General features: G+C 73.2%; 20 protein-coding genes and 1 pseudogene. 5 read left to right on the top strand and 16 right to left on the bottom strand.

Going from position 1 to position 20600, the window contains the following annotated elements; all coding sequences use genetic code 11:
• The 8 genes from GTW08_RS12665 to GTW08_RS12630 form a co-directional block, all read right to left on the bottom strand.
• On the bottom strand, positions 1–603 hold a 603-nt coding region (locus GTW08_RS12665), incomplete at its 3' end, for an SDR family NAD(P)-dependent oxidoreductase (RefSeq protein ID WP_161151955.1).
• Positions 604–699: 96 nt separating this feature from the next.
• Entirely contained in the window at positions 700–1347 is a 648-nt protein-coding gene (locus GTW08_RS12660; RefSeq protein ID WP_062403935.1) for a hypothetical protein, read from the bottom strand.
• A gap of 81 nt (positions 1348–1428) precedes the next feature.
• Positions 1429–2301 carry a WXG100 family type VII secretion target gene (locus GTW08_RS12655; RefSeq protein ID WP_073576046.1) on the bottom strand — a complete coding sequence of 291 codons (873 nt, stop codon included), beginning with the start codon at positions 2299–2301 and terminating at the stop codon, positions 1429–1431.
• Positions 2298–2636, bottom strand: coding sequence for a type VII secretion target (locus GTW08_RS12650; RefSeq protein ID WP_073576047.1), 339 nt, complete (start codon positions 2634–2636; stop codon positions 2298–2300). The genes GTW08_RS12655 and GTW08_RS12650 overlap by 4 nt, the downstream gene beginning before the upstream one ends.
• Positions 2633–2965, bottom strand: a complete 333-nt coding sequence (locus GTW08_RS12645) for a YbaB/EbfC family nucleoid-associated protein (RefSeq protein ID WP_073576048.1) — start codon at positions 2963–2965, stop codon at positions 2633–2635. Before GTW08_RS12645 ends, GTW08_RS12650 begins: the two co-directional genes overlap by 4 nt.
• A 50-nt stretch (positions 2966–3015) precedes the next feature.
• Positions 3016–5649 carry an ATP-dependent chaperone ClpB gene (gene clpB, locus GTW08_RS12640; RefSeq protein ID WP_073576049.1) on the bottom strand — a complete coding sequence of 878 codons (2634 nt, stop codon included), beginning with the start codon at positions 5647–5649 and terminating at the stop codon, positions 3016–3018.
• A 218-nt stretch (positions 5650–5867) separates the two neighbouring features.
• Positions 5868–6038 (bottom strand): hypothetical protein, encoded by a 171-nt coding sequence (locus GTW08_RS12635; RefSeq protein WP_161151954.1) that lies wholly within the window; start codon positions 6036–6038, stop codon positions 5868–5870.
• Positions 6039–6050: 12 nt separating this feature from the next.
• The gene (locus GTW08_RS12630) at positions 6051–6860 is read right to left on the bottom strand and encodes a pyridoxamine 5'-phosphate oxidase family protein (RefSeq protein ID WP_073576050.1); all 810 of its coding nucleotides are present in this window, start codon (positions 6858–6860) and stop codon (positions 6051–6053) included.
• A gap of 315 nt (positions 6861–7175) precedes the next feature.
• Here GTW08_RS12630 and GTW08_RS12625 point away from each other — a divergent pair, with 315 nt between their 5' ends.
• The gene (locus GTW08_RS12625) at positions 7176–8348 is read left to right on the top strand and encodes a globin domain-containing protein (protein WP_174565877.1); all 1173 of its coding nucleotides are present in this window, start codon (positions 7176–7178) and stop codon (positions 8346–8348) included.
• Positions 8349–8417: 69 nt separating this feature from the next.
• Here the strand turns inward: GTW08_RS12625 and GTW08_RS12620 are convergent, their stop codons facing one another.
• The 4 genes from GTW08_RS12620 to GTW08_RS12605 form a co-directional block, all read right to left on the bottom strand.
• Positions 8418–9221, bottom strand: coding sequence for a TauD/TfdA family dioxygenase (locus GTW08_RS12620; RefSeq protein ID WP_073576146.1), 804 nt, complete (start codon positions 9219–9221; stop codon positions 8418–8420).
• 63 nt (positions 9222–9284) lie between these two features.
• Complete coding sequence (locus tag GTW08_RS31820) at positions 9285–10142, bottom strand: ABC transporter permease (RefSeq protein WP_073576051.1); 858 nt, start codon at positions 10140–10142, stop codon at positions 9285–9287.
• A complete protein-coding gene (locus GTW08_RS12610) occupies positions 10139–11080 on the bottom strand; it encodes an ABC transporter permease (RefSeq protein WP_073576052.1) in 942 nt (313 codons plus the stop codon). The genes GTW08_RS31820 and GTW08_RS12610 overlap by 4 nt, the downstream gene beginning before the upstream one ends.
• Positions 11077–12633: an ABC transporter substrate-binding protein gene (locus GTW08_RS12605; protein ID WP_073576053.1), complete on the bottom strand. Its 1557-nt coding sequence runs from the start codon at positions 12631–12633 to the stop codon at positions 11077–11079. Before GTW08_RS12605 ends, GTW08_RS12610 begins: the two co-directional genes overlap by 4 nt.
• 267 nt (positions 12634–12900) lie before the next feature.
• Here GTW08_RS12605 and GTW08_RS12600 point away from each other — a divergent pair, with 267 nt between their 5' ends.
• Positions 12901–14091: an MFS transporter gene (locus tag GTW08_RS12600; RefSeq protein WP_237453792.1), complete on the top strand. Its 1191-nt coding sequence runs from the start codon at positions 12901–12903 to the stop codon at positions 14089–14091.
• A 29-nt stretch (positions 14092–14120) separates the two neighbouring features.
• Here GTW08_RS12600 and GTW08_RS12595 read toward each other — a convergent pair whose 3' ends face one another.
• From GTW08_RS12595 to dnaK, 4 genes are all read right to left on the bottom strand, one after another.
• The gene (locus tag GTW08_RS12595) at positions 14121–14576 is read right to left on the bottom strand and encodes a heat shock protein transcriptional repressor HspR (protein ID WP_304580136.1); all 456 of its coding nucleotides are present in this window, start codon (positions 14574–14576) and stop codon (positions 14121–14123) included.
• A gap of 5 nt (positions 14577–14581) precedes the next feature.
• Positions 14582–15808 carry a molecular chaperone DnaJ gene (dnaJ, locus tag GTW08_RS12590; RefSeq protein WP_073576055.1) on the bottom strand — a complete coding sequence of 409 codons (1227 nt, stop codon included), beginning with the start codon at positions 15806–15808 and terminating at the stop codon, positions 14582–14584.
• An 88-nt stretch (positions 15809–15896) separates the two neighbouring features.
• Positions 15897–16595: a nucleotide exchange factor GrpE gene (gene grpE / locus GTW08_RS12585; protein ID WP_073576148.1), complete on the bottom strand. Its 699-nt coding sequence runs from the start codon at positions 16593–16595 to the stop codon at positions 15897–15899.
• Between the two features lie 38 nt (positions 16596–16633).
• A complete protein-coding gene (gene dnaK, locus GTW08_RS12580; RefSeq protein WP_073576056.1) occupies positions 16634–18499 on the bottom strand; it encodes a molecular chaperone DnaK in 1866 nt (621 codons plus the stop codon).
• Positions 18500–18863: 364 nt separating this feature from the next.
• On the opposite strand from dnaK, the gene GTW08_RS12575 reads away from it, so the two are divergent.
• From GTW08_RS12575 to GTW08_RS12565, 3 genes and pseudogenes are all read left to right on the top strand, one after another.
• Positions 18864–19319 carry a DUF3558 family protein gene (locus GTW08_RS12575; RefSeq protein ID WP_161151953.1) on the top strand — a complete coding sequence of 152 codons (456 nt, stop codon included), beginning with the start codon at positions 18864–18866 and terminating at the stop codon, positions 19317–19319.
• A gap of 80 nt (positions 19320–19399) precedes the next feature.
• Positions 19400–19735, top strand: a complete 336-nt coding sequence (locus GTW08_RS12570; RefSeq protein ID WP_073576058.1) for a PE domain-containing protein — start codon at positions 19400–19402, stop codon at positions 19733–19735.
• A gap of 25 nt (positions 19736–19760) precedes the next feature.
• Positions 19761–20600, top strand: a pseudogene (locus tag GTW08_RS12565) (hypothetical protein); the annotation flags it as partial.

Genomic DNA, 20600 nt, shown 5'->3' with positions numbered 1-20600 from the left:
CCGGGCCGGGCCCGGACGGGCCGGGCCGCTCTGCGGGGCGCTCACGACGAGGCCGGCGTCGAGGTCGTCGAGCACCGCGTCGGCGGCGTCGGCGGTCCACTCCGGCCGGTCGTCGCCGCGAACGGCGACGACGTGCACGTCGCCGGTCAGGGTCGGGGCGAGCGAGGTGACGAACGAGACCGCCCACGTGGCCGACCGCTCGTTCCCGCCGATCGCGACGATCCCGCCGGTGCCGCGACGCAGCATGCCGGGCAGCGCGGCGTGGGTGAGGCGCATCGTCGCCGTCATGCCGAGGTCGACGCTCGCCCGCCCGGCGTCCGGTGCGGCGACGGCCGCGTCGGCGAGCGCGTCGTGCACCAGCACGTCGACGGCCGGGGCCTCCGGACCGGCGAGGAAGGCCTCGAGCCGGAACAGGCCGTGCCGGGTGCCGAGGTCCGCGAGGAGGACGTCGGCGCGGATCCCGTACCGGACGGCGAGCTCCCGGGCGGTGGGGGCGACCCGCTCGGGGTCGCGGGTGACGAGCAGGAGGTCGAGTCCGCGCGCGGCCAGTCGGTCGGCCAGAGCCGCGCCGAGACCCGTACCGCCGCCGGTGATGAGAGCCATAGCCACACGATCAGGCTAGCGGTACCCGTTCGGCTTAACGCGTTCGGGTGGTCACATCGCGTTGCGGTGGATCAACGCTGCGTAGATACCCTCAGATCAGGACTCGATCGCGGGACGACGGGCGTGCAGCCCCTCCTCCAGAGCGGTGGCCACCTCCGCCAGATCGGCGAGCAGGTCCTGCATCCGATCGGCGGAGATGCCGACGGGCGCGGCGGCCAGCACCCAGGCGTCCTCGGCCCAGAGGAGCTCGACGTCCTCGCCGACCGCGTCGCTGGCGTCGGCGACGCGCGGGGTCAGCAGCGGGCGGACGGCGTCGGCGTCGCTGACGAAGGCGTAGCGCTCACCGACCGGCTCGAGCAGGTCGAGACCGGCGTCGTCGGGCAGCGGGGCCGAGGGCAGCCGCAGCTCGACGGCGGCGGGCAGCGACTCGTGCACCTGCACCGCGCAGAGCACCGAGCTGATGCGGCCGGCCTGCTCGTGGTCGAACGCGTAGGCCTTGCGCGGGCCGTCCGGGGTGGGGACGTCGCCCGAGACCAGGTTGCGGGCCACACCGGGGCCGCCCTGGTGGATCGTCCCGTAGCGCCAGCGGCTGGGCAGGACGGGATCGGACTCGAGGTACTCCCACTCCCGCATGGACGCCCAGCGACGGCGGTCCCGCGTCGCGCCCCCGCGGAACCGGTCGAACAGCAGCAGACCGACACCGACGACGATCGCGACGAGGGCGATGACGAACCAGACCGACATGCCGGGCAGCGTAGTCCCGACGGGCCCCGTGGAGTGGTAACGCCACGGCTCCGGACGTGCACGTTCGTCGTGCACGGAGACTCAGCCGGCGGCCGGCTCGTCCCACTCCGCTGCCGTCGCCCGGCGGGCGGCGTCGTTCTTGCCGTACTCCAGCACGGCGTCCTGCCCCCGGGTCACCGTCTGCTCGACGGCCTCCCGCGCCGGCGACGTCGCGATCCCGGGCAGCAGACCGGTCCGCATGGTGTCCTCCAGCCTGTGTGCGACCGCGCTCGCCTTCTCCAGCAGGCCGACGACCTCCTCGACCCGGCGGACGACCGTGTGGGAGAGGTCGACGGCGTCGAGGACGAGGACGGCGATGCCGACCGGGGCGGCGACCCCCGCGGTGACGGCCGCGCCCGCAGTCCACGCGAGCAGCTTCGGGACCAGCCACACGACGAACTCGGCGATCAGGTCGCGCACGATCGCCCGCTCGGTGCCGACGACGGACGCCGAGGTCAGCACGACGTCGGCGACGCCGTGGGCGGTCTCGGAGAGTCGTCGCACGGCCTCGCCCCGGGTCACGGCGGCCCCGTGGAACGCGTCCCCCGCGGTCCCGGTCCAGGCGTCCGGGGCCGCCAGGACGGTCTCGATCTCCGGCAGGAGGGTGGCCAGCTCGCGGGAGATCTGGTGCCAGTCCTGCGCCCGGGCCTCGATCTGCCGGGGGTCCCCGCAGAGCCGGTCGAGGGGCTCGCTCAGGAAGGCGAAGTGCTCGATCGCCCATCCGACCCCGGCCGTCCCGAGCTCCTGCAACGGGTCGGTGACCATGCCGAGCGCGTCGAGCCCGGCCACGGTGGCGGCGACAGCGACGCCGGCGCCGTCCTGTGCCCCGGCCGCCTTCCCGACGTCCTCGATCGAGGAGAACACGCCCGCCCCGTCGAGGGGACCCGGCCCCTCGACGTCCACCGGGGCCGTCACCGGTCCCCGTCGACCGGGGCCGGGGCGGGAGCGGGGTCGACGTCGAGGAACGTGGCGGCCGTCCGGAGCTCGGTGTCGAGGTAGGCCGCGACGGCCTTCCGGGCGGAGGCCGCCAGGTCGTGCAGGCTCGCGGAGAGGACATCCAGCGCCTCGACCCCGGCCCGCATGGCCGCGGTGGCGTCGGCCGAGAAGAACTCCCCGATGACGCCGTAGGCGCCGGTGTCGAGCTCGGCCCGGGAGGGCCGCATCCCGGCGACGGCGGAGCCCGCACCGTCGAGGACGTCGGCACGGGCCGAGACCCTGTCGGGGACGACGCGGAAGCCCGGGGAGGTCACTGCCCGCCCTCCGCCGTGAGCGGCGCCATGATCCGCTCCACCTGCGCGGCCGAGTCCAGCGCGGCCTCCCGGCTCAGCCGCAGCACCGTCTCGGCGAGCCGGGCCCGCGGCAGCTCCTCGGCCCGCACCCCGAGCCGCAGGTCGGTCAGCATCCCGGACGCGTCGACGGTGACCACGACCGCACCGTCGCGGGTGCGTGCGGTCGCGGTCACCGTCGCGACCCGGTCCCGGGCCTGCTCGGCCCGGACCCGGATCGACTCGATACGGGTGCGGTACTCGTCCAGCCAGGTCCGCCCGGCGTTCGGCTGCTCGGCGGTGAAGTGCTCCATGGGCCCCGACGATGACGTGCACCGCCGGGGCCCACGGGCGAACCGGTGGATCAGTTCGCGATCGTGACCGCCGGGTCGGCCGCCCCGACCGCCTTGCCCACGACCAGGCCGCCGGTCCCGCCGTCGGCCGACGGGTCCAGGTCGACCCGGACCGTGTCGCCCTCGCGGACGCCGCCGGACAGCAGCTCGCGGGCGAGCTGGTCGCCGATCGCGGACTGCACCAGCCTGCGCAGCGGGCGCGCGCCGTAGACGGGGTCGAACCCGTTCATGGCGAGCCACTCGCGGGCCGCGTCGGAGACCTCCAGCGACAGCCGCCGCTTGGCCAGCCGGCGCCCCAGCACCCCGACCTGGATGTCGACGATGTGGGTCAGCTCCTCGGTCGACAGCGCGTGGAAGACCACGACGTCGTCGAGCCGGTTGAGGAACTCCGGCTTGAAGTGCGACCGGACGACCGCCATGACGGCGTCCGTGCGTCCCTTCTCGTCCAGGGACGGGTCGGCGATGGCCTGGCTGCCCAGGTTGGACGTCAGCACCAGGATCGTGCTGCGGAAGTCCACCGTGCGGCCCTGGCCGTCGGTGAGACGGCCGTCGTCGAGCACCTGCAGGAGCGTGTCGAAGACGTCCGGGTGGGCCTTCTCGACCTCGTCGAGCAGCACGACGCTGTAGGGCCGCCGCCGCACCGCCTCGGTGAGCTGACCGCCCTGGTCGTAGCCGACGTAGCCGGGAGGGGCACCGACGAGGCGGGCCACCGAGTGCTTCTCGGAGTACTCGCTCATGTCGATGCGGATCATCGCCCGCTCGTCGTCGAACAGGAACTCCGCGAGCGCCTTGGCCAGCTCGGTCTTGCCGACGCCGGTGGGCCCGAGGAACAGGAACGAGCCGGTCGGCCGGTTCTCGTCCGCGACGCCGGCACGCGCCCGGCGCACCGCGTCGGACACCACGCGCACGGCCTCGGCCTGGCCGACGACCCGGTGGCCGAGCTCGTCCTCCATGCGCAGGAGCTTGGCGGTCTCACCCTCCAGCATCCGGCCGGCCGGCACGCCGGTCCAGGAGCTGACGACGTCGGCGACGTCGTCCGGACCGACCTCCTCCTTCAGCATCACGTCCTCGGCCCGCTCGACCGTCTCGGTGGCGGCGGCGAGCTCCTTCTCCAGCTGCGGGATGCGCCCGTAGCGCAGCTCCGCGGCCCGGCCCAGGTCGCCGTCGCGCTCGGCCCGCTCGGACTCGCCGCGCAGCTGCTCCAGCTGCTCCTTGAGCTCGCGGGTGACGTCGATGGCGCTCTTCTCGTTCTGCCAGCGCGCGGTCAGCGCGGCCAGCTCCTCGCGCTTCTCGGCCAGCTCGGCGCGCAGGGCCACCAGTCGGTCCTTCGACGCCGCGTCGACCTCCTTGTCGAGCGCCATCTCCTCGATCTCCAGGCGGCGGACGGCCCGCTCCACGGTGTCGATCTCCACCGGGCGCGAGTCGATCTCCATCCGGAGCCGGGAGGCGGCCTCGTCGACGAGGTCGATGGCCTTGTCCGGGAGGAACCGGGCGGTGATGTAGCGGTCCGACAGGGCGGCCGCGGCGACCAGGGCGGCGTCGGTGATGCGGACGCCGTGGTGCACCTCGTAGCGCTCCTTGAGCCCGCGCAGGATGCCGACGGTGTCCTCGACGGACGGCTCGCCGACCAGCACCTGCTGGAAGCGGCGCTCCAGCGCCGGGTCCTTCTCGATGTGCTGGCGGTACTCGTCGAGCGTGGTCGCGCCGACCATCCGCAGCTCACCGCGGGCGAGCATCGGCTTGATCATGTTGCCGGCGTCCATCGCGCCCTCGCCGGACGCGCCCGCACCGACGATCGTGTGCAGCTCGTCGATGAAGGTGACGACCTCGCCCGCGGAGTCGGTGATCTCCTTCAGGACGGCCTTGAGACGCTCCTCGAACTCGCCGCGGTACTTCGCACCGGCCACCATCGACCCCAGGTCGAGGGAGACGACGCGCTTGCCGCGCAGCGACTCGGGGACGTCACCGGCCACGATGCGCTGGGCCAGGCCCTCGACGATCGCGGTCTTGCCGACGCCCGGCTCCCCGATCAGCACCGGGTTGTTCTTGGTGCGCCGCGACAGCACCTGGACGACGCGGCGGATCTCGGTGTCCCGGCCGATGACCGGGTCGAGCTCACCCTCGCGCGCCCGGGCGGTCAGGTCCTGGCCGTACTTCTCCAGGGCCTGGTAGCTGCCCTCGGGGTCCGGGCTGGTCACCCTGGCCGAGCCGCGGACCTTGCCGAACGCCTCGCGCAGCGCGTCCGGCGTGGCGCCGTGGCGCTGCAGCAGCTGGGCGACCGGGCCCCCGGACCGCGCGAGCCCGACGAGCAGGTGCTCGGTGGAGACGTACTCGTCGCCCATCTCGGTGGCGAGCTGCTGCGCCGCGGTGATCGCGGCCAGTGCGTCCCGGGACAGCTGCGGTGCGCTCACCGACGACCCCGACGCCGACGGCAGCCGGTCGCCCAGCGCGGTCAGCTCGGATCGGACGGCGGCCGCGTCCGCCCCGACGGCGGCCAGCAGCGGCGCGGCGATGCCGTCGCCCTGGGCCAGCAGGGCACCCAGCAGGTGGGTGGGCCCGACGTCGGGGTTCCCGGCCAGCGTCGCGGCCTGGACGGCGGCGGAGATGGCCTGCTGGGTACGGGTGGTGGGGTTGAAGGAGTCCATGCTCCGCGTTCCTCCCGGTCCTTCTGAGGTCGATGGTCTGTGGATGGGGAGCGGCACCCCGGGCCGCTGCTCCACAGTCTGCCCGGCCGGTGCGCCTCTCGACAGGGTCAACCGCAGAAAAGTTGAGTCCATTCCACTCAAGACCGGAAAGTTGCCGGGAACGACAGCGGCCCGCCCGGAGTGATCCGGACGAGCCGCGGGTGGATCGGGTGCGACGATCAGCGCTCGCTGTCGTCGATCACCGTGATGCGGTTGTCGTTGTCGCTGACGTCGCCGTTCAGGTTGTCCCGGACGTTGTCGTTCAGGAAGTCACTGCAGTCGCCGGCCTGGTCGATGTTCGAGCCGGCGATCGGCGCCTGCGCCAGGGCGTCGGCCGAGCTGGTGCGCAACCGTCGCCCAGGTCAGCGGCCGTGCGGGCGGCGCCGGAGCGTCCGCGAGGCCCCCGCGCCGAGGTGCGTCGTGCTCGGGAACCGGCGCCGGGAGGGCCGCGGCACCCGCGGCTCGGTCCCCTTGGCGCCGAAGAAGTCGCCGCCCTTGCGGGCCGGGTCGTCGGTCCCCCAGGCGCGCCGCTGCGTCACCCGCTCCATCCGCGGGATGTGCTTGCGGCAGTGGATGTAGGCCTCCTCCACGTCCACCACCACCCAGCGCTCGGCGCGGCGGCCGGCGGCGTGGTCGCGCGCGTGCCCGGGGTAGGTGGTGCGGAAGGCGTCGTCGTCCATGATCCGGGCCCGGCCGTTGACGTGCAGCCCGATCAGCGACTCGGTGAAGTCGACCATCAGCATCCCGACGTGCGGGTTCTCCACCAGGTTGCCGAGGCTGGCGTACACGCCGTTGCCCCGGTACTCGGGGTAGGCCAGCGTGTACGGGTCCAGCACGTGCAGGAAACCGGGCGGGCCGGCCCGCAGCGAGCTGTCGCACTCGCCGTGCGCGTCGGACGTCGCGACGAAGGCCATCTCCATCCGTCCGACGAACTCGATCATCCGCGGCAGCAGCCGGTCGCGGAGCTGGTCGTCGTAGAACCGGCCGGCACGGGCGGAGCTGCCCACCTCGGCCTGCAACGTGTGCTCACCCGCGGAGCCGGGCCGGTGCGGCCCGTCCGGGACCTGCGGGGCGTCGGACACGCCGCGCTCCGGGGGCGCGGGGACGACCACCGGCGGCGTGGCCGGACGGTCCCGTCCGGGCAGGACGACGGCGGGGATTCGCAACGGCACAGGACAACCGTGCCATCCGGCGCGGCCAGGACCAAACGATCACGGCTCCGACCGGCCCGAGACACCGCCACGTCGGCATTCCGCGCGATGGGCGCTATCCTGACCACGGCGCCACCCACGCCATGACGAGTGACCGCCGTCCCCGAACGGATGATGAGTGACAATGCGTACCCGCTCACCACACACTGGTGAGTCGGTCGGCGTACGCCGTTCCGGCGGATGGAGTCTCTCGCGTACCCTAACCGGCGGAACGCGGGCGGCGACGCCCGGTGTCACCGCGGCACGGAGCACGACCGAGGAGAGTGTCCGCCAGGCATGACTGCTGACCAGCTGATCGCCGGCGACGTCGCCCCGCCGCGACGCCCCGCCTCGGAGGCGGACCGCACCGTCGAGCTCATCCGGACCAGCTTCGCCCTCGTCGAGTCGCAGGCCGAGGACATCGGCAAGCACTTCTACGCCACGCTGTTCAGTCAGGCGCCCGAGACGCGTGACCTGTTCCCCGTGAACATGGAGGTGCAGCGCAGCCGGCTGCTGCGCGCCCTCGTGCACGTGGTGCAGATGGTCGACCAGCCCGACGACCTCGTCCCGTTCCTGCAGCAGCTCGGCCGCGACCACCGCAAGTTCGGCGTGCTGTCCCAGCACTACGACGCGGTCGGCGTGGCGCTGCTCTCGGCGATCGCCACGTTCGCGGGCGAGAACTGGACCCCGGAGATCGAGAAGGCCTGGACCGGCGCGTACGGGATCGTCGCGGACGCGATGCAGCAGGCCGCCGCGGCCGAGCGCGGGCCCGCGTCGTGGCTGGGCCGGGTCGTCGAGCACCGCCGGATCGGCTGGGACCTGGCCGTGGTCACCGTCGCGACCGACCAGCCGGTGCCCTACCAGGCCGGCCAGTACGTCTCGGTGGAGACACCGCACCGACCGCGGCTGTGGCGCTACCTGTCCCCGGCCAACGCGCCGCGTCGCGACGGGACGATCCAGTTCCACGTCCGCGCGGTCGAGGGCGGCTGGGTCAGCCGCGCGATCGTCGCGCACAGCCGGGTCGGCGAGACCTGGCGGATCGGCCCGCCGATGGGCCGGATGGCCGTCCCGCAGAACACCCGTCGCGAGCTGCTGATGGTGGCCGGCGGCACCGGCGTCGCCCCGATGAAGGCGCTGCTCGACGAGGTCGGCCGGCGCCCCCAGCCGCCGCGCACCCAGGTGTTCGTCGGCGGCCGCACGTGGGACGACCTGTACGACTTCACCTCGCTGCGCAAGCTGTCCTACAACTACCCGTGGCTCGACGTCATCCCGGTCGTCGAGTACGAGGACGAGCCGTCCGGGGCCGAGACCGGCACCCTGGCCGACGTCGTGACCCGGTTCGGCGCCTGGAGCGACCACGACGTCCTGGTCTGCGGGTCGCCGTCGATGATCCGCTCCACGGTGTCGCGGATGCTGGTCGCGGGCACGCCGCTCGACCGCATCACCTACGACCCGTTCACGATGGACTGAGCAGGCCCGTACGCCACGACGGCCGCCCTCCCGCACCGGGAGGGCGGCCGTCGTCGTCGCGAGGGCCGGTCAGAAGGCCTCGGTGGTGCGCACCGACAGCACGTGCAGCTCCCGGCTGCCGGTGAACGCGTCGCGCCCGTGCAGGAAGCGGTAGTTGTCGAGGACCAGCAGGTCCCCGCTCTCCAGCCGGAACCGCGGTGCGGCCTCGAACGCGGTGGCGAGCACGTCGGCGTAGGACTCGATGAGCGCGAGGTGGGTGTCCCAGTACGGCTCGCGCGGCACCGGCAGCGCGTAGTCGCTCGCTCGGACGGCACGCCGGCCACCACGGGTGTGCTCGATCATCCGGCGCAGCAGCGGGGTCGGCGGCACACCACGCGGCGGGTTCGTCCGGCTGCCGAAGAAGTCCACGTCGCAACCGGTCAGGAACCCGTGCAGCGACGGGTGCTCCGCGGCGATCCGCTCGGCGAGCGCATAGCCGTCGACCAGCACCGAGTCGCCCCCGGACGGCGCCGGGGAGGTGCAGTGCATGAACAGGAAGTCCTCGTCGGGGTCGCGCAGCCGCACGGTGCGGCCGTGCACGTCGGCCTCGAGGAACGCGCCGTCGTTGTGCAGGCCGAGGACCGGCGAGTCGGTCCCGCCCTGCGGCCGGATGCCGAACAGCTCGCGCAGCCGCCCGCCGAGCAGGGTGGCCGCGGCGACGACCATCGCCTCCGGGTCCGGGCCGGCACCGGGGATCCGGACGACGCCGTCGCGGGCCAGCACCTCCCGGGCCTCGCCGAGCGCCGCCGCGCGGGGCACGACCCCGGTCTCGTCCACCAGGCTCTTGAGCTCCGGTCGCGCCTCGCCCCTGCGCCGTCCGTCGGTTCCGGTCATCGCCACGACGTACCTCCTGCCGTTCATCCGTACTCGCAGCAGTCTGGCAGGAACGAGGCGATGTCAGAACTGTCCGGTCGGACCGGTCGTCCACCGGCGTTCCAGCCCGCGGCCCAGCGAGGTGACGAGCAGCGCCGTACCGACGACGGCCAGCGCGGGCAGCAGGACGAGCTGCGGGGCGTTGAACAGGAACTGCCGCCCGTCGGCGAGCATCGCCCCCCACTCCGGGGTGGGCGGCTGCGGACCGAGCCCGAGGAACGACAGCCCGGCCACGGTCAGCAGGACGTTCGCGAACCGCAGGCACAGGTGCGACAGCAGCGGCCGGGCGAGGTTCGGCAGGACGTGCCGGAACGCGATCCGCAGCGGCCCGGCGCCGACGGCGACGGCGCCCTCGACGTACTCGCGGGCGCGTTCGCGGACCACGAGCTGGTAGGTGAGCCGGGCGAACGGCGTCCACCCGGCGACGACGATCGCCACCAGCAGCGACCACACGCCCGGCGCCCCGCCGGACGCGGCGACCACCACGAGCCCGATCAGCACCGCCGGGATCGCGACGAGCACATCGATGGTGCGCTGGAACAGCTGCCCGACCGCCCGTCCGCACCAGGCGGCGAGCACGCCCAGCACCGTCCCGATCCCCGCGCACAGTGCGAGTGCGACCAGGGTGAACCCGACCGAGAGCCGGGCGCCGACGGCGAGCCGGGCGAGCACGTCGCGGCCGAGCTGGTCGGTGCCGAGCGGGTGCGCGGCCGACGGCCCGGCGAAGCGGTGGGACAGGTCGTTGGCGACCGGGTCGAGCGGCAGCAGGGCGACCACGACGAGCACCCCGAGCAGGACCAGCGCCCCCGCCTGCCACCACGTCGAGCGCCGGGCGACGCGCGCGCGTGCGCCCGCCGGGCGGGCCAGTGCCGACGCGGTCACCGGACGGCGCCCCGGGCGACCGGGTCCAGCGCGAGCGCGAGCAGCTCGGCGAGGATCCCGGCGACGGCGGCGACCAGCACGATCGCGAGCAGCCCGGCCTGCACGACCGGCAGGTCCTGGCCCAGCACGGCGTCGTAGAGCAGGCGACCCAGGCCGGGGATCGCGAACAGCACCTCGACCACGACCGAGCCGCCGAGCAACCCGCCGAGGAACAGCCCGGACAGCGAGGTCACCGAGGTCAGGGCCAGGCGGCCGCCGTGGCGCCACAGCACCCGTCCGTCGCTGATGCCCTTGGACCGCGCGACGGCGACGTGCGGGCGGGCCAGCGCGTCGAGGGTCTCGGCGCGCACGAGCTGGGCGGCGAGCGCGGCGGGGAACGCGGCGAGCGTGACCACCGGCAGCACGGCCTGGTCGACCCCGCCCCAGCCGGTCGCGGGCAGCACCGGCACGGTGACGGCGAAGGCGAGCACCAGCGCCGTCCCGAGCACGAACTCGGGGATCGCGACGCCCAGCACCGAGCCGGTGGTCAGGACCCGGTCGAGCCGGCCGCCGGGACGGCGCGCGGCGCGCACCCCGAGAGGGATGCCCACCAGGGCCGCGAGCATCAGCGCGGCGACGGCGAGGGTCAGCGAGACCCCGAGAGCGGGCCAGAGCAGGCCCGAGACGGGAGTACGGCTGGTCCAGGAGATCCCGAGGTCGCCGCGCAGCAGCGCGCCGGCCCAGCCGGTGAACTGGTCCCACCAGGAGCCGTCGAGGCCGTACTCCTCCCGCAGCGCGGCCAGCACCGCCGGGTCCGGGTCGGACTCCCCGGTCCGGCTGCGCAGGATCGCGAGCGCGGTGTCCTGGCCGGAGAACCGCGGGAGCAGGAACACCAGCACCGCCGCGGCCACGGCGACCAGCGGTAGCGCCAGCAGCCTGCGCGCGACGAGTGCGGTCACTCCGTCGTCGCCAGCCCGGGGACGACGAGCGACTTGGCCAGCGGGTCGACGGTGTAGCCGGTGACCCGGTGCCCGACACCGTTCGCGTTGGTGTGCACCAGCGGGACCCCGACGACGTCGGCGGTCAGCTTCGCCGCGGCCTCGGTGAAGACCTTCTGACGTGCGGCCGGGTCGGTCTCGGTGGCCAGCGGGGCGAGCAGGGCGTCGAACTCCGGCGAGCAGTAGTGGTTGAGGTTGTAGGAGCCCTGGCAGGTGTAGTCGGTGGCCAGCGTGGCGCCGGCGTCCGGCACGTCGAGCAGGTAGCTGCGCGAGAGCAGGTACATGTCGAAGTCACCGGCGAGCAGCTGCGGCTCGCGGGCGTCGTAGTCGCCGATGCGGACGGTGGCCTCGATGCCGGCCCCGCGGAGCATCTCCTGGACGGCGGTGACCAGCGTCGGGAGCTCGGGGCGGGCGCCGTAGGCACCCAGCTCGATCCGCAGCGGGTTGTCCGGGCCGTAGCCGGCCTCGGTCAGCAGCTGCCGGGCGCGCGCGGGGTCGGCGGGCGGCGGGGCGTCCTGCGAGCCCCACGCCACCGCCGGGCCGAACAGCTCCGAGGCCGGGATCGCCGACCCGGCGAGGGCCTGCTCACCGAGCGCGGTGCGGTCCACCGCGGCCGCGACGGCCTGACGCACCCGGATGTCGGCGAAGGGCTTGCGGGACTGGTTGAGGATCAGCGACGCCGTCCGGGGCGCGGCGACGGTCTGGTTCACGTACTCGTCGCCGGTGAACTCCAGGGCGCTGGCCTCGGGGAGCTCCTGGGCGATGTCGGCGTCGCCGGCCCGCAGCGCCAGGGCGCGGGCGGCCGGGTCGGGCACGAAGCTCGCGGTGACCCCGGCCAGCTGCGGGCGCTCGCCCCAGTAGCGGTCGTTGCGGACGAGGGTCACCGACTGGGCGCCGTTCGCCTGGGTGATCGTCATCGGGCCGGTCCCGGTCTGCTGGACCGACGGCGGGATGGCCCGGTACGCCGACGGCGCCAGGATCGCGGTGTTCGCGCTGGACAGCCGCAGCGGCAGGATCGGGTCGGGCTTCGTCGTCGTGACGCGCACGGCGTCCGCGCCGTCCGCGGCGGCCTGCAGGCCGATCCCGCGCACCGCGCGCGGCGGCGCGGCGACGCCGGCCACCCAGTTCAGGGCGGTCGCGGCGGCCTGCCCGGTGAGCGGCTCGCCGTTCTGGAAGGTCACCCCGGGGCGCAGCTCGAACCGCCAGGTCCGCGGGTCGGACTGCTGGGCCCACGCCGTCGCCAATGCGGGTCGCGGCCGGCCGTCCGGCCCGGACGCCACCAGGGACTCGGTCACACCCAGCTGGGAGACGACGAACGCGTCGTCGGTGTCCACCCCGTAACCGGCCGACGGGCCGAAGGCCATCGCGATCGTGGCCTGCCCGTCCGGGACGACCCGGCCGCTCCCGCCGCCGCTGCCACCGCACGCGGTGAGGACCGCGGCGCTCACCGCCACGGCGACGGCGACCCGCAACCGGGAACGACGGGGTGCTACGACGGCGCACGCGGCGGGCATGGCGACCTGTCCTCTCCGGCGCCCCTCGACCGTGTGTCACCCGGCGCCCGGAAGATCTTCGGTAAGCCTGTACACACGGTCAAGTATCTTCATGCATGCGCATATGTCGTTACTGCCATCGAGTCGCGACTGCAGAGGGCGACCTGGTACCACTTCGTGGTGCTCCGCAGTCTGCTCCGCCGCCCCGCCGATCCCGAGTCGGACCCGCGTCCCGCGGCTCCGCTCCGCGTCGGTCGATGGGCGCACTTCAGCGGGCTCCCGCCGGTCATGAAACTGCTGATCAGCACCCAGCTGGCCTTCAACGTGGGCTTCTACATGGTGCTGCCCTACCTGGCCACGCACCTGGCCGAGGACCTCGGGCTCGCCGCGGCGGCCGTCGGGCTGGTGCTGGGGCTGCGGACGTTCAGCCAGCAGGGGCTGTTCGTGATCGGCGGGACCCTGACCGATCGGTTCGGTGCGAAGCCGGTCGTGCTCGCCGGGTGTGCGCTGCGCGTGACCGGATTCATCCTCCTCGGGGCCGCCGGCACGCTGCCCGCGGTCATCGGCGGGGCGCTGCTGACCGGGTTCGCGGCGGCCCTGTTCTCGCCGGCCGTCGAGTCGTCGCTGGCGCGGGAGGCCGGGGAGCGGGAACGCGCCGGGGAGGGCCCGCCACGGACCGAGGTGTTCGCGATGTTCGCCGTCGCCGGTCAGGTCGGGACGGTCACCGGGCCGCTGGTCGGCACCGCGCTCATGCTGGTCGACTTCCAGCTGGCCTGCCTGGTCGCCGCCGTCGGCTTCGTGGTGGTGGGGCTGGCGCACTGGCGGTGGCTGCCGTGGCGGGAGGCCGAGCAGGCCGGACGGCCGATGCTCGCGGGCTGGGGCGAGGTGCTGGGCAACCGTCGCTTCATGCTGTTCGCGGCCGGCTACTCGGGCTGGCTGCTGTCCTACAACCAGCTGTACCTGGCGCTGCCCGACGAGCTGGAGCGCGTCGGCCGCACCGCGGCACTGGGCTTCCTGTTCGTGCTGATGTCGGTGCTGGTCATCTGCCTGCAGATGCGGGTGACGACGTGGGGCCACCGGATCGGGGCCGGCCGCTCGGTGGTGCTCGGGTTCTGCCTGATGGCCGCGTCGTTCACCGTCGTCGCGGTGGCACGGCTGCTGCCGGGCCTGCCGGGGTGGTGGGCGCTCGCACCCGCGGTGCTGATGGTGCTGCTGCTGACCTTCGGCGAGATGTTCGCCGTGCCGGTCGCGCAGGACCTGGTGCCCCGGCTGGCCGGGGAGCGCAGGCTGGGCGCCCACTTCGGGGTGCTGGCCTCGTTCGGCGGGCTGATGGTGCTCGTCGGCTCGACGGGCGTCGGCGCGCTGCTGGACCCCTCGTTCCCGCCGGCGCTGCCGTTCGCGGTGCTGGCCGCGGTCCCGCTACTGGGCGCCGTGGTGCTCGGGCTGCTGGCCCGCCGCGGGGTCCTGACGGCGGCCTGAGCGGTCCGGGCCCGCACCGCCCGGGGGACTCAGCCGTCGTCTGCGGGGCGCCAGCGCACGACGGCCTGGCGCCGGTCCACCGGCACGAGGTCGCGCCGGTAGGAGCGGTGCACCGCCGCCGTGGCCTGCGCGGCGGCGGCACGGACCGCGTCGAGCTCGGCGGTGGCCTCCTCGAGCCGTGCCGAGAGCTCGTCGACCATCTGTTCCAGCTCGATGATCCGCTTGACGCCCGCGAGGTTCACGCCCTCCTCCTGGGAGAGCCGCTGCACCTCGCGCAGCAGCGCGATGTCGCGCTGGGAGTAGCGACGCCCGCCGCCCGCGGACCGGCCCGGGCTGACCAGGCCGATCCGGTCGTAGCTGCGCAGGGTCTGGGCGTGCAGGCCGGACAGCTGCGCGGCGACCGAGATGACGAACACCGGGCTGTCGTGTGCGACGTCGACGGTCAGCGCTTCCTCCCCGTCCCGGGGGGTGCGTCGTCCGGCCACCGCCATCACCTCCTGGTGCTACCGAGCAGATCGGCCCGCGGGTCGAACGACGACGTCGCCTCGGCATAGGCCTCCAGCGCACTGGTGGCCGCCTCGTCCAGCTTCTGCGGCACCGCCACCTCGACGGTGACCAGCAGATTGCCCTTCTTCCCGTTCCTGCGCTCGACCCCACGCCCCGACACCCGGAACGTCCGGCCGCTGGCGGTCCCCGGCGGGATCCGCAGCGAGACGGTGCTGTCGAGCGTCGGCACCGTCAGGGTCGCACCCAGAGCCAGCTCGGGGAAGGTCACCGGCACGGTGAGGGTCAGGTCGTCGGAGTTCTTCGACGACCGCCCGAAGATCCGGTGCGGGGTGACCGAGACCGTGACGTAGAGGTCACCGGCGGGTGCGCCGCCGCGACCGGGCTCGCCCTGGCCCGCGAGCCGGACCTTCTGCCCGTCGTCGACGCCGGCGGGGACCCGCACCGTCAGCGACCGGGTCCGGGTGGACACGCCGTCGCCGTGGCACTCGGGGCACGGGTCGTCGATGATGCGGCCGGTCCCGCGGCAGTCGCGGCACGGCTCGGAGAACGAGAACGCGCCCTGGCTGCGGTTCACCAGACCCTGACCGGAGCAGGTCGGGCAGGTGCGCGGGGTGCTGCCGGGCCGGGACCCGGTGCCGCCGCAGCGCTCGCAGCGCCCCGGCGAGGACAGCTTGATCGGCACCGTCGCGCCGCGCACCGCGTCGTCGAAGGAGATGGTCAGGCTGCTCTCGACGTCCTGACCGCGGCGGGCACCGGCCGTGCCGTACCCGCCCGCACCGCCGGCGTTGTTCCGCGCAGTGCGGCCGAAGATGTCGCCGAGGATGTCGCTGAAGTCGCCGGCCCCGGCACCGCCGGAACGGCCGGCCTGGCCGAACAGGTCGTTGATGTCGAAGCCGCCCTGGCCGGCGCCACCGGGACGCGCACCACCGGGGAAGCCACCGCCGGTGCCGAACCCGCCGAAGCCACCGCCGCCCGCGAACATCGCGCGGGTCTCGTCGTACTCCTTGCGCTTGGACTCGTCGCCCAGCACGCCGTAGGCCTCGGAGACCGACTTGAATCGGGCCTCGGCCTTCTCGTCACCGGGGTTCGCGTCCGGGTGCAGCTCGCGGGCGAGCTTGCGGTACGCCTTCTTGATCTCGTCCTGGGACGCCGTCGAGGAGACGCCCAGCTCGCGGTAGAAGTCCTTCTCGATCCAGTCGCGCTGGGTCACTCCGCCTCCTTCCCGATCAGACCCGCGGTGCGGCGGGAGGCTCGTCGCCTCCCGCCGCACCGAGCGGTCACGTCCCTGTCCGCCCTGGTCAGGCGGGGTTCTGCGGCTCGCCGTCGCCGGCGTCCGCGCCGCCGTCGGCGGCATCGGCCCGGGCCTGCTCGGAGACCTCGGCCTCCGGGCGGTCCTGCACGGTCACCATCGCGGGGCGGAGCACCCGGTCGGCGATCCGGTAGCCGCGGCGCAGGACCGTGGACAGCACGGTGACCGTGGGGCCGGAGCCCTCGGCCGGCTCGTGCTGCACGGCCTCGTGCAGCGACGGGTCGAACGCCTCGCCCTCGGCCCCGAAGGGCTCGAGGCCGAGCTTGGAGAGCACCCCGGTGACCTTGTCGGCCGCCGACTTGAACGGCCCGGTGAGGTCGCCGTGCTGCTCGGCGCGCTCGAAGTCGTCGAGCACGACCAGCAGGTCGCTCGCCACGGAGACCTTGGCGTCGACCCGGGTCTGCTCGCGGTCACGGTCGGCCCGGCGCCGGTAGTTGGCGTACTCGGCGCTGACCCGCTGCAGGTCCGCGGTGCGCTCGGCGACCTCGGCCCGCAGCTTCTCGACCTCCGGGTCCTCCCCGTCGGCCGGGCCCGCGACCTGCTCGCCGTCCCCGGCCGGGGCCGCCGTGTCGGCGGCCCCGGTCGTGTCCGCACCGTCCGTCGCCGGACGGGCCTCGCCGGTCTCCGGGTCCACCTTGCGGCGGTCCCGGAAGGTCACCGGCTCCTCCTGCTTCTGCTCGTCTGCCATGTCGACCGTCCTGTCGTCCCGTGGATGGCCGCCGGCCGTCACTTGTCGCCCTTGGCGTCCTTGTCGTCGTCCACGATCTCGGCGTCGACGACGTCGTCCTGCGCGTCGGACGCGGCACCGTCCGCAGCACCACCGGCGGCCCCCGCGGCGCCCTCGGCACCGGGCTGGGAGTACAGGGCGGACCCCATCTTCTGGGACTCGGTGGCGAGCTTCTCCATCGAGGACTTGATCGCCTCGTGGTCGGTGCCCTTCAGCGCCTCCTGGGTCTCACCCAGGGCGGCGTTCACCGCGTCCTTGACGTCGGAGGGGAGCTTCTCGTCGTTCTCCTTGACGAACTTCTCCGTCTGGTAGACGAGGGTCTCCGCCTGGTTGCGGGTCTCCGCCTCCTCGCGACGCTTGGCGTCCTCCTCGGCGTGCGCCTCGGCCTCCTTGACCATGCGGTCGATGTCGTCCTTGGACAGCGCCGAACCGCCGGTGATCGTCATCTCCTGGCTCTTGCCGGTGCCCATGTCCTTGGCGGACACGTTGACGATGCCGTTGGCGTCGATGTCGAAGGAGACCTCGATCTGCGGGACACCGCGCGGCGCCGGCGCGATGCCGGTCAGCTCGAACATGCCGAGCTTCTTGTTGTACGCGGCGATCTCGCGCTCGCCCTGGAAGACCTGGATCTGCACCGACGGCTGGTTGTCGTCCGCGGTGGAGAAGATCTCCGAGCGCTTGGTCGGGATCGTGGTGTTCTTCTCGATCAGCTTGGTCATGACGCCGCCCTTGGTCTCGATGCCCAGGGACAGCGGGGTGACGTCGAGCAGCAGGACGTCCTTGACCTCACCGCGGAGCACACCGGCCTGCAGCGCGGCACCGGCAGCAACGACCTCGTCCGGGTTGACGCCCTTGTTCGGCTCCTTGCCGCCGGTCAGCTCCTTGACGAGCTCGGTGACGGCGGGCATCCGGGTGGAGCCACCGACGAGCACGACGTGGTCGATCTGGTTCACCGAGATGCCGGCGTCCTTGATGACCTGGTTGAACGGGTTGCGGGTGCGGTCCAGGAGGTCCTGGGTGATCCGCTGGAACTCCGCGCGGGACAGCGTCTCGTCCAGGAACAGCGGGTTCTTGTCCGAGTCGACCGTGATGTAGGGCAGGTTGATGCTGGTCGACGAGGAGCTGGACAGCTCGATCTTCGCCTTCTCCGCGGCCTCACGGAGCCGCTGCATCGCCATCTTGTCCTTGGTCAGGTCGATGCCCTGGGAGGACTTGAACTTGTCGACGAGCCAGCTGACGATCCGCTCGTCCCAGTCGTCGCCACCGAGGTGGTTGTCGCCGTTGGTGGCCTTGACCTCGACGACGCCCTCGGCGATCTCCAGCAGGGACACGTCGAACGTGCCGCCACCCAGGTCGAAGACCAGGATGGTCTGCTCCTTGTCGCCCTTGTCGAGGCCGTAGGCCAGCGCGGCCGCGGTCGGCTCGTTGACGATCCGGAGCACGTTCAGACCGGCGATCTGGCCGGCCTCCTTGGTCGCCTGGCGCTGTGCGTCCTCGAAGTACGCGGGCACCGTGATGACGGCGTCGGTGACCTCGTCGCCCAGGTAGGCCTCGGCGTCCCGCTTCAGCTTCTGCAGGACGCGGGCGCTGATCTCCTGCGCCGCGAAGGTCTTGCCGTCGATCTCCGACGTCTTCCAGTCGGTGCCGATGTGACGCTTGACCGAGCGGAACGTGCGGTCGGAGTTGGTGACCGCCTGGTTCTTCGCCGACTGACCGGTGAGGACCTCGCCGTTGCGCGCGAACGCGACGATCGACGGAGTGGTGCGGGCACCCTCCGAGTTCGCGATCACCGTCGGCTCGCCACCCTCGAGGACGGCGACGACGGAGTTGGTGGTCCCGAGGTCGATACCGACCGTACGAGCCATGGTGACTGCCTCCGAGATGTGTGGGGTGTGAGTGCGTCCGGCTCAAGTTGTACCAGGCCGGGGAGCGCCTCGCGCATCGCCCTTGAGTGGGTCCTGCTCAACTTGCTCTCATGGGGGTCAACGAGGGACCCGGAAGACTTGTTCCCGAGGGACTCAACTTCTATCCACGACGTTCGCGGGTGGTCCGAACGGCCGTCGACGGGGGTGGGGGCGGGCTAGCCTGTGGCCGCTCGATCGTCGACGGAGGATCACCGTGCTCGTACCGGCTGCGCGTCGCACGGCCCTCGGCGTCGTGGGCGCCGCTGTGATCGTCGGGCTCACCTCCTGCATGCCACAGCCGCCAGGTCTCGTAGCGGACCCCACCGTGCCCGCGCGCCCGGCCGCCATCGATGTGAGCGGACGCCATCCGTGCGAGCTGCTCGACACCGCACAGCGCTCGGACCTCGATCTGGGGGCCGGCAAGGTCGACGACGCGACGATCGGAGGTCGTCCTGCCCCGACCTGCGGATACCTGGGCACAGACCCGGCGGGGGTCGACGTCAACCTGCAGTTCATCCCGGTTCCGACGTCTCAGCTCCTGTCCGTTCCGGGAACGGCACCGGTCGACGTGTCGGGATACCGCGCCGCCGAGACCGTGTATCCGTCGAGCTCGTACCCCTCGTGCGAGGTGGGTGTCGACATCGACGACGCGACGTCGTTGCGAGCACAGGCCATGGCGACGTCGTCGAACCTCCAGCGTTCCGGAACCACCGACCGCGACCTGTGCACGAGGGCCCGCGCCGTGGCCGCTGCCGCTCTGCCCTCGCTCATCCATCGCTGATCCGACTCCGCGACTTCGCAATCGCGACGAGCGCTGCGGAAACCGCTGTCTCCGGGAGCTGGCGCACCTACGTTCCGGCCGTGGAACAGACCCAGCGAGGGACCGTGGGCTCGTCGGACGCCTTGATGAGCCAGATCTCGCCGGACAACGTGCTCGAGGTAGGTCGCGCCCTGTCCGCCCAGATCATCGCCATTCGAGAATCTCTCCGCAGCGCGCAGAGGACACGGGTCGGTCCCTGCGGGGACGACCCGATCTCGGGAGTCGCGACACCGGCGTTCCAGGACAGGTTCGAGCGGACGATCGCGACGCACGCGCAGCATCAGACCGAGTTGGAGGAAGCGGTTCGACGACTCCGAGCGACTGCGGTCGTCTTCGAGCTCGGCGAGGACGCCATCGCTCGTTCGTTCACGATCTGAGACCCGCGGTACTCCAGGACAGACGATGGCGTTCTCACAGGGCTTCAACTTCGCTGCCAGGTCCCTCCAGGAGAAGTACGCCTGGGTGGTCGGGAAACCCGGCTCGACGGCGGTCGCCGACGCCGCAGCCGCACTCCGCACCGCGGACGCCGAGCTGCGCTCCGCATCGGACGAGGCCCGGAAGCGCATGGCCGAGCTGGGCATCTCCTGGCAGGGCCCCGCCGCGGCCGTCGCTCAGCAGTCCCTCGACGGCATCACCACCTCGATGCTGTGCACCGCCCCCGTCACCGCGAACGGCGCGACCCAGCTGGACGCCTACGGGCAGTCGTTCGACCGCACCCAGGCCGCCATCGCCGCTCTGGACCCCACCCCGCCGGGCATCTTCACCAGCGGCGTCCGCACCCTCCACCTGCTGGCGAGCACGCCGTTGACCGGGCTGAGCGCCACCGTCGCCGACTACGTCACCTCGCTCGAACGCGACCAGCGGCACAGCGAGGAGGCCGACCGCGCCCTCCAGGAGCATCTCGACACGGCGTCCGCGATCGACGATCGCTTCCGCACCGTCGACCCGGCGTCGGCCTCGACGTCCACCGGTGCGGGAGGTCCGGCACCGGGCCCGGCCGGGGCCGGCGGTCCCGGCCCGGCCGGTGTCGGGGCCGGCGGCGGAGCCGCCCCTCTCGGCGGAAGCGGTCCGGGAGCCGGCGCCCCGGATCAGCCGGGCGGCGGGGCACGTCCCGGACCGGACGGCGTCGGTGCTCCCGGCGGGCCGGGGACCGACGGATCGGGATTCGTCGGATCGGGCCCCGGCACGCCGGACGTCGGGAGAACCGCGGGGCCCGGTGGTCCCGGGACCACCGGCGACGGC

It is taken from the genome of Pseudonocardia sp. SID8383 (assembly GCF_009864975.1).
Taxonomy (GTDB): domain Bacteria; phylum Actinomycetota; class Actinomycetes; order Mycobacteriales; family Pseudonocardiaceae; genus Pseudonocardia; species Pseudonocardia alni.
Note: the sequence above shows the minus strand (reverse complement) of the source record. Positions and strands in the feature narration are given on the sequence as shown.